Source organism: Pedobacter jeongneungensis (assembly GCF_000633455.1).
Lineage (GTDB): Bacteria > Bacteroidota > Bacteroidia > Sphingobacteriales > Sphingobacteriaceae > Pedobacter > Pedobacter jeongneungensis_A.
Map to the genome: position 1 here is coordinate 67521 of NZ_AYMG01000011.1, position 12014 is coordinate 79534.

The following is a 12014-nucleotide window of genomic DNA, read 5'->3' on the forward strand; positions in this document are numbered from 1 at the left end:
GAAGTCTGAAGTCGTGAGCCTCAATTCCTTGTCGTACTGTGAGCGTGGCGAAGGATCTTTTAGGGTAAGATCTCTTTTCTAACCGCAAAGCAGGCAAAAGTTTATTGTCGACCATACAACTAATGTAAGGGAATCTAAGGGCAGGTTTCTTCTGCGTAAATCAGCGTTATCTGCGGGAACTCACTACAGTTTGTCATCCTGAGGGATAATTTATTTTATAAAAATCAATATAAATGACAGAAGGTTTTAATGCGGTTTATTGGCCGGGAGGAATCGTCATTGCGAGAAAGGCTTTTTCAGCCGACGAAGCAATCTTTCTAGCAAGGATCGCTAGCAGGAAAGATTGCTTCGTCGTACCTCCTCGCAATGACGACTTTTCTTCGCATCTGTCAATAGTAGCATTGCGAAGGATCTTTTACATACTCTGCTTTAATAAAGTCTGTGCTTCTTCGCTTTCAGATGCTTCATTGCATTCAGCATGACAGCAATAAAAAAATCCCGCTCTTATAGCAGGATTTTATATTTATAATTATAGAAATATCTTCTTAAGAAACCCCAAAGAACGATCTTCCTGGTACATCTTTAACCATTAACAAAATGGCAGCAATAATCAGGATCAATGCCAGTCCGAAGAAAACAGCAATGGTACGGTGTTTTGCAACGGCATCAGTCATTTTTTTCGATTTAGCATTACCTACTGTGATTAAAATGATGGCAATAATCATCATCGAGGTATGCTCAGCTTTGAAATAACGACCAATAGCATCGCTCATTGGTAATTTTGTTAAGGGGCTCAGGAAATACAATACCAGGCCAATCAATAATTGAATGTGTGCGCTGATCAATGTAAATACATTGAGCTTGCGGTTACTTTCCGTGTATGTTTTATTACCCAACCAGCCCGACAAAGCATTGATTACAGCAATAACCAATAGAATTAATACGATGTAGCGCCATCCGGAGTGCGCAGATTTTAAGATGTTGTACATTTTTATCAAATATGTTTAGCCAAAAATAGACATTAATTGTAAAAAATAGGATATTCAACCAAATGAAGGCTAATTTATATTAGTTTTAAACAAATTAAACCCTAAACTTATTATGAAGAAAATTTTACTCGCCATTGGGCTGGTAATTTCTACTACATTTCTGTTTGCACAGCAAACTACCTTCCCGGTTAATGGCTCTTTTGATACCAGACCCGGAATGTTTGCCTTCACAAACGCAACAATAGTAGTTAATGCCAATCAAACCCTCACAAATGCTACACTTTTAATTAAAGGACAAACCATACAGGGCGTTGGTGCCAGTTTAGCTGTACCAAAAGGTTATGTGGTGATCGATTTAAAAGGAAAGTTTGTTTATCCTTCCTTAATTGATGCTTTTACCAGTTACGGCCTTACTGAAGCACCTGCACAGCAACGTGGCTTTGGTGGTCAGCGTCAATCAATATTTATATCTACTAAAAAAGGAGCTTACGGTTGGAACGAATCAATCAGACCAGAAACTTATGTGAAAAATATCTTTTCTACCGACAGTAAAAAAGCGGATGAATTGCGCAAAGTAGGCTTCGGAAGTGTAAATGTGATCAGTCGCGATGGTATTGCACGTGGTGTTTCGGCAGCAGTAACCTTAAATGAAGGTGCTGATAATAGCGTAATTTTAAAAGACCAGACCGCAGCAAATTATTCGTTTAACAAAGGAACTTCATCAAATGACTATCCCACTTCGTTGATGGGTTCAATTGCTTTATTGCGTCAAACTTATTACGATGCACAGTGGTATGGCAAACAAAAAGACGAATACAACATTTCGCTTGATGAATTTGGCAAGCAACAAACCATGCCACAGATTTTCGAGGTAGACGGATGGCAGAATATCCTGCGTGCGGATAAAATCGGAAAAGAGTTTGGCAAGAAATACATCATTAAATCAACTGGTGATGAATACCAACGCATTAACGAGGTTAAAGCAACGGGCGCAAGTTTGATTATCCCTTTAACTTTCCCTAAAGCTTACGATGTGGAAGATCCTGCGGAAGCCAGAAACGTAAGTTTATCGCAGATGAAAGGCTGGGAACTTGCACCAACCAACCCGGCAAGTTTGGAAAAAGCAGGAATCAAATTTGCTTTAACGGCTTTCGGACTGGAGAACAGCCGCGATTTCTGGGCAAATATCCGCACGGCGATCGAAAATGGCCTGACCGAAAAACAGGCTTTACAATCGGTTACCGAAATTCCTGCCTCGCTTTTGGGCGTCAGCGATAAAGTAGGCTCACTGGAAAAAGGAAAAGTTGCCAACTTTTTGATCTCATCTGATAACCTGTTCAAAAACGGGAACATCATTTTCGAAAACTGGGTACAGGGAAAACGTTTTGTAGTCAATAAAATGGATGTAAGCGATGTACGTGGTACTTATAACTTAAACGTTGATGGTGTGGGTGCATTAACCCTAAAAATTACGGGTACAGGTGGTGGATCTACCGCAGCAATTGAAAGAGTAGGTGCAGATAGTGTTAAAACGACCGCTACTTTTACCCGGAACGGCGATTGGATCAGCATTAATTTTAACTTAAAAAAAAACCCTAAAGGCGATATTCGTTTAAGCGGTTATATTACTTCGGCAAATCCGGTTACGATTAAAGGCGAATCGGCTTTAGCAGATGGGACTAATGGAAAATTTACCGCAACGTATAAAGAAGCAGCAAAAGAAACACCTAAAAAAGATGAACCTAAAGCTACTTTAGCCATGGGGCCTGTAATTTATCCTTTCTCGGCTTTTGGAAATACTGAATTGCCTAAACAGGAAACTGTGCTGATTAAAAACGGTACCGTTTGGACGAACGAAAAAGATGGTATCCTTCAAAATGCAGATGTACTTTTAGAAAACGGAAAGATTAAAGCAGTTGGTAAAAATCTTTCGGCCAGCGGTGCAAAAGTAATCGATGCTACGGGCAAACACATTACAGCCGGTATTATTGACGAACACTCGCACATTGCAGGCGCCGGAGGCATTAATGAGGGTGCACAATCAGTTTCGGCTGAAGTACGTGTGGCCGACATCATCAACTCTGAAGATGTAAACATTTACCGTCAGCTAGCTGGTGGGGTAACTACATCGCATATTTTACACGGTTCGGCAAACCCAATTGGTGGACAGTCGCAACTGATTAAATTACGTTGGGGCAAATCGCCTGAAGAATTAAAATTTGTTGGTGCCGATGGCTTCATCAAATTTGCCCTGGGCGAAAACGTAAAACAAAGTAATTTTGGTACAGGTGCCCGTTTCCCGGTTACGCGTATGGGCGTTGAGCAGACTTTTGTAGATGAGTTTACCCGTGCAAAAGAATACCAAAAAGCATTATCAGTAAAAGGTAACAGTGTACGTAAAGACCTTGAACTGGATGCGATTGTAGAAATTTTGAACTACAAACGTTTCATCACCTGCCACTCTTATGTGCAAAGCGAAATCAACATGCTCATCCATGTGGCCGATAGTTTAGGCTTTAAAATCAACACTTTTACACACATTTTAGAAGGTTATAAAGTGGCCGATAAAATGAAAGCACATGGTATTGCAGGTTCTACCTTCTCTGATTGGTGGGCTTATAAAAATGAAGTGGCCGAAGCGATCCCTTACAACGGAAAAATCATGCATAATGTGGGTATTACCACTGCTTTTAACTCTGATGATGCCGAAATGGCCCGTCACTTAAACCAGGAAGCAGGAAAATCGGTTTTATACGGTAACGTTCCGGAAGAAGACGCTTTGAAATTTGTAACACTAAACCCAGCCAGAATGCTGCACATTGATGACAAAGTAGGCAGTTTAAAGGCTGGTAAAGATGCCGATGTGGTGATCTGGACCGCCAATCCACTTTCTATTTATGCAAGGGCAGAGAAAACATTTGTAGATGGCATTGCTTATTGGGACATCGATAAAGATGCTCAAATTATCAAAGCACAACAGGTAGAGAAAGCCCGTTTGATCCAAAAAATGTTAGAAAGCAAAAGCAAAGGTGGCCGCATGCAACGCCCGATGGGTGATGCGCCACGTTTATACAATTGCGAAACTTTAGAAAACTATTCAGCAGAATTAACCGAGAAAGAACATGCACACTAAAAGATATATATTAAGTCTGGCTTTATCGGCAACAAGCCTGATGTGTTTTGCGCAGGCAAACATTTCGCCAGCTAAAAAACAAAGTAAAACCATCGCCATCACCGGTGCTACGGTACATGTGGGGAATGGAACAGTCATTGAAAATGGCACGATCCTTTTTGGCAACGGAAAAATTATTTCGGTTACGGCCAACGGGCAGGTACCACAGGATGATGTGCAGCGTATTGTAGCCACGGGAAAACACATTTACCCTGGTTTTATTGCTGCAACCACCAACCTGGGTTTAACAGAAATTGAAGCGGTAAAAGCAACCTTGGATTTTCAGGAAATAGGTGATTTTAATTCGCACATCCGCTCCATCGTAGCTTACAATACCGATTCTAAAGTTCCGGCAACTTTACGCAGCAATGGTGTATTAATGGCACAGCCAACGCCACAGGGCGGCACCGTTTCGGGCAGTTCATCCGTAGTTCAGCTCGATGCCTGGAACTGGGAAGATGCAGCAATTAAAACCGACGATGCCATGCATGTTACCTGGCCGGTTACCCCACGTTTCAGGGGCGGTTTTGGAGGCTTTGGCCGTCCGCAAGCATCGCCAGAGGCACTGGCCGAAAGAACACAGGCTGCTATTGCTCAATTGACTTCTTTCTTTGCCGAAGCTAAAGCTTATTCGGAAATGGGCAAACCAGAGGTAATCAATACCCGTTTCGAAGCAATGAAAAAAGTATTCGCTGGTAACGAGAAATTGTTTATTGCTGCAGATAGTCAGAAGGATATTGTTGCAGCAGTTAATTTCGCGAAGAAATTTGGCATCACTCCGGTAATCACCGGCGCAGATGAAGCTTACCTGGTAATCGATTTCTTAAAAGAAAACAATATTACTTTGGTGGTGAAACAGCCTCATGCCTTACCGAACAACAATGATGATGATGTAAACATGCCTTATAAAAATGCTGCCGTATTGGCCAATGCAGGTTTAAACGTGGTATTGAGTATTGATGGTTACTGGCAACAGCGCAACCTGCCTTTTATGGCGGGTACGGTTACGGCCTGGGGATTAGATAAAGAAAAAGCGCTATCAACCATTACCTTAAACGCAGCAAAAGCGATGGGTGTTGATAAAACCACAGGAAGTATCGAAACAGGTAAAGATGCTACATTCTTTATTTCGGCTGGCGATGCTTTAGACATGCGCACCAATAAAGTGGAGCAGGCTTTTATTCAGGGCAGGGATATTAACCTGGATAACCTGCACAAACAACTGGATAAAAAATTCAGCGATAAATATACCGCAGAGAAGAAATAGCTTTTTTAAATGGTTAAATTGTTAGAATTGCTTAATTGTTAAAATCTAAAATGAGAACGGCCGACATTAATTTATCGGCCGTTTTTTGTTTTAAGATGGTTTGCTGGTATTGACGGATGATCACCAAACGTTCCTACGGAACGAAAACGCCAATTATAAATTGGCTACCTAGGATTCGTCCCGATGGGACGGAAGACTGTTTATAATCAAAAATCGTCCCATCGGGACGAATCCTAGGTAGAAAAAAACATTGTTGTTTTTTCCGTTCCATAGGAACGTTTCATGTTTTAGAAATAATATCTATACCATGCCTGTTTCCGTGCCCTCCATTGGCATAAATCGGGTTGGGTACGCCTTCGCAGTAATCAAATCGCTTAAGCGCAAGTGCCTCTTTACTAAATTTTAAATAGATAACAGCGACTTTTGTACCTATTGGGTAACGGGAATAATCTTCGGGTTTTACCCTGATTCTTATTTTACCATTTTTATCTGGTCCGGCAAAAGTCAGGTATTCTGCATGTTCTGTTTTATCACGGTTGATCACTACACTAATCAATTTGTTTTTACCCCCGGCTTTATCCTTCTTCCAATTGGCACTATCGTAGCTCATTACCAGCCATGCGAAGCAATAGCAAAAACCATACATGGCAAAGCCCGCACCTACAAATAAAATATAATCGTAGTATTTAAAATCTGCAAAGTGGTCTTTCAACAGTAGCGCAGTAAATGCCATCAATAAAGATATACTTCCCCCTAAAACAAATGGGAGAACATTCTTAACTCCTTTTTCCTGAGTTTCGATGTGCTTCAGATCTTCATCATTTAAAGGAATATTTTCTTCCAACCGTATTTCCATATCCATCGTTTATCATCGGTGCCACCAACACAAAATAGATTTGCTTTACAAGTAAAATTAAGTGATTTAAATTAATTTAATCATTATTGGCAAAAACCAGGATAATTAATTCTTAGTATCAATATTGGGTTCATGAAATGAGTCTAACATTTATTTAACATAGATGGGCAATATTAAATTACCTACCGTTATTTATTTTAACATCCGCAGCAAAAATCAGCAGGTAGTAAACCTTTTATTAATATAAAATCAGAACTGAGTTAACAGTACAGTAACATCTTTGTGATCATATAATCAGAAAACTAATCATGATGAAAAATTTACTTACAGCGGTGTTGTTAATGCTGTGCTGCACCTATAACGCAGCCCTGGCGCAAACTACACAGGCATCAATTTCAGGTATTATTACCGATCAGCAAAAGAAACCCATTCCCGGTGTTTCCGTACAGATCCGGAACAATTCAACCGGATTTACCACCAAAACCTCTACCAATGCACAGGGTGAGTATACTTTTAAAGAGCTTCCTTTGGGCGGACCTTATTCGGTAAAAGCCATTTATGTTGGCTTTGGTGAACAAACCAGAACTGGCTATTACTTAAACCAGGGCGATGCGGTTAAAGTCGCCATCAATATGCAAGAGGCCTCTCAGGATTTAGAAGCCGTGCAAGTAGTAGGCACAACCTTAAAAAACAAAATTGAAAACATTGGAGCGGCTACAGCCATTTCAGCAAAAGCAATTACACAGTTGCCTGTTAATGGACGTAACTTTACCTCATTAATGGATTTATCTCCATTAAGCAGAGGTGGCAATATTTCAGGTCAGTTAGGTTCTTCTACCAACTATACCATTGATGGTATGAATGCAAAAAATCCAACATCGGCAGGAAGTACAACCAGCCGCAGCGGTGCACCATACTCTATTTCAATCGAAGCTGTACGTGAGTTTAAGGTAGTAACCAATCAATATGATGTTACTTATGGACGTAGCGGCGGTGGTACGGTTAGTGCGGTAACCAAACAAGGTACCAATACCCTAACAGGAAGTGCATTCACTTATGGCCGTGCTGATTGGTTATCTAGCGGATACGACATCAGAGGGAATAAACGTCAGGCAGATTTCTCTACCTACCAGTACGGTTTCTCATTGGGCGGACCAATTATTAAAGATAAATTACACTTTTTTGTGGCGTGGGATCATCAACGCGATGCCCGTCCGCTGTTAATTGCAGATGTTCAATCTCCTGCAGATGAGTTGCGTTACAACATTAACCGCTCTACACTTGATTATTTTGTAGGCGTTGCCCGTTCTAAATATGGTGTTGCAAATTCGCCACAGTATGGTTCTTTTCCTAAACAAAGGGGATCGGACGCGGGTTTCGCCCGTTTAGATTGGCAAATTGATGAAAAAAACTTATTAACCATCCGCGATAATTATACCAACGACCGTAATAATTTAGGCTTGGAAGATAATACGGCCATCAATTTATACGAATCAACCGGTAATGATAAAAACGTTGATAACAGTTTGTTGGCTACTTTACGTACCTCAATCAACTCGAAATTAACAAACGAATTAAAGGTTCAGCATTTATACACTTTTCAAAAAAGTTCTCCTGGCGATCAATTGCCATCATCGAATATTCCCCGTGTAATTGTAGAGGGTGTAACATCTGTAATCAATGGCACAAACAGGGCAACCAATATCGAAATGGGTGGTCACCGTTTTGCACAGGAAGGTTTTACCAACAATGTATTGCAATTTGTAGATAACCTTTATTATAATACCGATAAGGTAAAATATACTTTTGGTGTCGATTTCATGTACACTCATGCCAAATCATTATATGGCAGTGAGGTAAATGGCCGTTTCCACGTTCAGGCAGGCACCAAAGATGTAATTACCAGTGCTCCCGGTGTAACACCTGTAGTAACCACTAAAGTACCTAACTTTGATAATTACGAAAACGGAACCGCTTACCGTTATTTCAGGGAAGTGCCTTTAATGGCCGATCCAAGTGTGCGTTCGAACATCATCAATGCTGGTATTTATGCACAAATGCAAACTAAACTGGCTAAAGGTTTAGATTTAACCGCTGGTATCCGTTTAGATTATGCGCATTATCCTTCTTCTCCATTAAATCAACTGGTATTTGATGAACTGGGTGTACGTACCGATAATAAACTAAAATCGTTCGTTATCCAGCCCCGTGCACAGTTCACCTGGGATATTAATGAGCAAAGAACAGACTTTGTCCGTTTTGGAGCAGGTATATTTGCCTCTGACATCAATAACTATGTTACCATTAATAACTTAACTTTTGACGGTAAACATTACGGAACGGTTGATACACGTGTTGGCATCCCTACAGCTTATTTAACAGGCTACAGAAACGATCCTTCAAGTGCGCCAACATTAAGTCAATACCAGATTGCAACCATCAACACCTACGGCGAGAACGCTAAAGTACCGGTTGTTTATAAATCAAACTTGTCTTATAGTCACTTCTTCACGCCTAAATTAAGAGTGGGTATTGCAGGTTATGCAACTTTGGGCAGAAACAATTATGTATATGTAGATCGTAACATGGTTGCTAATCCATATTTCAGGTTATCGAATGAGGACAACCGTGGAGTATATGTTCCTTTGGCAAGTATCCCACTTACCAATGGTGCAGCAGATTGGCAAAGAGGACGTATCAGCGATAAAATTGGCCGTGTATTAGAAATGAACAGCGATGGTAAAGTAAACCAGTTTGCAGTTGTGCTTGATGCGACCTGGCAGTATTTTAGAGATGGTGAGGTTACAGTAAGTTATACCTATAACGATACAAAAGATAATACGTCATTTAACGGAAACGTGGCCAATACCTCAACCTTATCATTGCCGGTAAAAGATGATCCACGTAATTTAAGCAACATGACTTATTCTGATAACCAGTTCAGGAACAAAGTTGTTTTTTACGCAACATCACCTAGCTTAGCCGGATTTAATATTGGCGTACGTTACTCTGGTATCGGCGGAACGCGTTACAGCTTACTATCTGGAGCCAATACCAATGGCGATTTCGTAGGTACGAATGATCTGGCATTCATTTTCGACAGGAACAACCCAAATGTTGCCACAAACGTGCGTAATGGCTTACAGGCTATTTTGGATAATCCTTTGGCCAGCCAGAGTTTGAAAGATTATATCAATAAATACTCAGGTCAGATTGCACAACGTAATGGTGGTATTAATGGGTTTTACGGCATTGTTGATGTGAGGGTAACCAAAAAATTCAAACTGTACAAAACCCATACGATCGAATTATCTGTTGATGCATTTAACGTAGGTAACATCTTCAAAAAAACATGGGGTGTTAACGAATCGTTGGGTTCGCAGGCTTTATACGCATTACAAAACCCTGCATTTGATGCCACCAATCAGAAATTTAACTACAATGTAAACAATGCCGGTATTGTAACCCCATCGGGTAATCCTTATCAGTTCCAGATCGGTTTACGTTACGGTTTTTAACCTTTAACTTAGCTAAGTATCTTAGCTTAAAGTCATAAAAAAAGGGAATGGATTTTTATCCGTTCCCTTTTTTTATGTTTGCACTAACAAACAACAAAACTTAATGGGATTATTAATCAACTACCTCAAAAACCACAAGTGGATTGTGGCTTTGGCGCTATTGCTTGCAGGTATAAATATTGGCTTTTCTTTAATGGATCCTTACTTCACCGGAAGGATTCTGGATTTATATATTAACAAAAGAGCATCTTTTAGTGATAAAAGCACCTATATCTGGGGCGCTCTAGGTTTCATTGGCCTTGCCATCGGTGCTGCAATGGTATCGCGTATTGCGAAGAACTTTCAGGATTACTTTACCAGCGTAATTGTACAAAAGGTTGGTGCAAAAATGTATGCCGATGGTTTGCAGCACTCTTTAAAATTACCCTATCAGGTTTTCGAAGATCAACGCAGTGGAGAAACACTTGGCATTCTTCAAAAAGTACGTTTAGACTCTGAAAAGTTTATCACTTCGTTTATCAGTGTGCTTTTTGTGAGTTTAATTGGGATGGTCTTCGTAATCGTGTACTCGATTTCGATCAGCTATAAGGTAACATTGGTTTATTTTGCTGCAATCCCGATCATCAGTTTTGTAAGTTGGTTTTTAAGCCGCAAAATTAAAACCATCCAACGATCTATTGTTGGCGAAACTACCGCTTTGGCAGGTTCTACAACCGAATCGTTAAGAAACATCGAACTGGTTAAAAGTTTAGGCCTAGCCGATCAGGAGATAGAAAGATTAAACAAAACCACTTACAAAATTTTAGGTTTAGAACTTAAAAAAGTAAAGTATGTGCGTAGCATGAGTTTTGTTCAGGGCACTACGGTAAACCTGGTTAGAAGTTCGATGATTGTTGTATTGTTATTGCTCATATTCGACAATACCATTTCCCCAGGACAGTATTTCTCTTTCTTATTCTATTCCTTCTTCCTTTTTGGTCCTTTACAGGAATTAGGAAATGTAATATTGGCCTGGCGTGAGGCTGAGGTTTCGTTAGGGAACTTTAAAAAGATTTTAAGTACTCCTGTTGATAAAAAACCAGAGAACCCAACCTCTATTGCAAAAATTAAGGATTTAACTTTTAGCAATGTGGGCTTTAAGCACCAAACAGCCAATAGAAATGCCTTAGAGAACATCTCGTTTAAAACCCACAACGGGCAGACGATTGCTTTTGTTGGCCCATCAGGTTCAGGAAAAACCACTTTGGTGAAATTATTGGTTGGTTTGTATCCGGCAAAAGATGGCGAGATTTTATATAATGGCATCCCGAGTAACCATATCGATCTTGATGCTTTACGCGAAAAAATCGGCTTTGTAACACAGGATACACAGTTGTTTTCTGGTACCATCCGCGAAAACCTGTTATTTGTAAACCCAAATGCAACTGACGAAGAATGTTACAAGGTATTGAACCAGGCTGCTTGTCAAACCTTATTGGCCCGCGCAGATAAAGGTTTGGATTCATTGATCGGTGAAGGTGGTGTTAAGGTGTCGGGTGGAGAAAAACAACGTTTATCAATTGCAAGGGCACTGCTCCGTCAGCCTGATATTTTGGTTTTTGATGAGGCTACTTCTTCACTCGATTCGATCACGGAAGAAGAAATTACCAAAACGATCCGTTCGGTTTCAGATTTAACCGATCACATTACGATTTTAATTGCCCACCGCTTATCGACCATTAAACACGCCGATAAAATCTATGTGTTAGAGAAAGGCCATATCATTGAGCAAGGGAAACATGAAGAACTAATTGCACAAAATGGTTTATATCAGGCCATGTGGCGCCAACAAATTGGCGAGAGAGTTGTTGAGGCTTAGGAACAAAAGACATTACCATGTTACTAGCACAAGTAGAAAGCAATCAGATCGCCATTATTGTTGTTATTGCAGCCATATTATGGCTGGCGCTGATATTAACCGCATTGTACCACATATCGAGAAACAGCAGTATGGGTTTTACGGTAAAAGTACTCTGGTTTATCATTATCCTTTTCGCCCCATTTATAGGTTCGATTATCTACCTCATCTGGGGTAAGAACAAGAAGTTTTAAAATCATTTTAAATTTATAGCCATGGTCCGTGTCTCCACGGACCTCTATTTTTTATTATGAAGCTTGAATATCACCGGTCAAAAATTTTAGCCACAGATGCACGCAGATTAACACAGATTTT

Annotated in this window: 7 protein-coding genes; 5 read left to right on the forward strand and 2 right to left on the reverse strand. The window is 40.2% G+C overall.

Annotated elements, in window-relative coordinates:
• Positions 1 to 545 precede the first annotated feature (545 nt).
• The gene (locus U859_RS0110640; RefSeq protein WP_025143358.1) at positions 546 to 989 is read right to left on the reverse strand and encodes a hypothetical protein; all 444 of its coding nucleotides are present in this window, start codon (positions 987 to 989) and stop codon (positions 546 to 548) included.
• Positions 990 to 1101: 112 nt separating this feature from the next.
• On the opposite strand from U859_RS0110640, the gene U859_RS0110645 reads away from it, so the two are divergent.
• Together U859_RS0110645 and U859_RS0110650 are read left to right on the forward strand one after the other, a co-directional pair.
• Positions 1102 to 4122, forward strand: a complete 3021-nt coding sequence (locus tag U859_RS0110645; protein ID WP_025143359.1) for an amidohydrolase family protein — start codon at positions 1102 to 1104, stop codon at positions 4120 to 4122.
• Positions 4112 to 5428 (forward strand): amidohydrolase family protein, encoded by a 1317-nt coding sequence (locus U859_RS0110650; RefSeq protein WP_025143360.1) that lies wholly within the window; start codon positions 4112 to 4114, stop codon positions 5426 to 5428. The genes U859_RS0110645 and U859_RS0110650 overlap by 11 nt, the downstream gene beginning before the upstream one ends.
• Before the next feature lie 280 nt (positions 5429 to 5708).
• Here U859_RS0110650 and U859_RS0110660 read toward each other — a convergent pair whose 3' ends face one another.
• The gene (locus U859_RS0110660; protein ID WP_162799913.1) at positions 5709 to 6284 is read right to left on the reverse strand and encodes a hypothetical protein; all 576 of its coding nucleotides are present in this window, start codon (positions 6282 to 6284) and stop codon (positions 5709 to 5711) included.
• 308 nt (positions 6285 to 6592) lie between these two features.
• On the opposite strand from U859_RS0110660, the gene U859_RS0110670 reads away from it, so the two are divergent.
• The 3 genes from U859_RS0110670 (at position 6593) to U859_RS0110680 (ending at position 11893) form a co-directional block, all read left to right on the forward strand.
• Complete coding sequence (locus tag U859_RS0110670; protein WP_025143362.1) at positions 6593 to 9802, forward strand: TonB-dependent receptor; 3210 nt, start codon at positions 6593 to 6595, stop codon at positions 9800 to 9802.
• A gap of 103 nt (positions 9803 to 9905) precedes the next feature.
• A complete protein-coding gene (locus U859_RS0110675) occupies positions 9906 to 11660 on the forward strand; it encodes an ABC transporter ATP-binding protein (RefSeq protein WP_025143363.1) in 1755 nt (584 codons plus the stop codon).
• Positions 11661 to 11677: 17 nt separating this feature from the next.
• On the forward strand, positions 11678 to 11893 hold the full coding sequence (locus U859_RS0110680; RefSeq protein ID WP_025143364.1) for a PLDc N-terminal domain-containing protein: 216 nt from the start codon (positions 11678 to 11680) through the stop codon (positions 11891 to 11893).
• Positions 11894 to 12014 lie beyond the last annotated feature (121 nt).

Bases quoted from the DNA above. Each gene is read 5' to 3' on its own strand.
- U859_RS0110640 (WP_025143358.1), bottom strand. From the start codon at position 989: ATGTACAACATCTTAAAATCTGCGCACTCCGGATGGCGCTACATCGTA.
- U859_RS0110645 (WP_025143359.1), top strand. From the start codon at position 1,102: ATGAAGAAAATTTTACTCGCCATTGGGCTGGTAATTTCTACTACATTT.
- U859_RS0110650 (WP_025143360.1), top strand. From the start codon at position 4,112: ATGCACACTAAAAGATATATATTAAGTCTGGCTTTATCGGCAACAAGC.
- U859_RS0110660 (WP_162799913.1), bottom strand. From the start codon at position 6,284: ATGGAAATACGGTTGGAAGAAAATATTCCTTTAAATGATGAAGATCTG.
- U859_RS0110670 (WP_025143362.1), top strand. From the start codon at position 6,593: ATGATGAAAAATTTACTTACAGCGGTGTTGTTAATGCTGTGCTGCACC.
- U859_RS0110675 (WP_025143363.1), top strand. From the start codon at position 9,906: ATGGGATTATTAATCAACTACCTCAAAAACCACAAGTGGATTGTGGCT.
- U859_RS0110680 (WP_025143364.1), top strand. From the start codon at position 11,678: ATGTTACTAGCACAAGTAGAAAGCAATCAGATCGCCATTATTGTTGTT.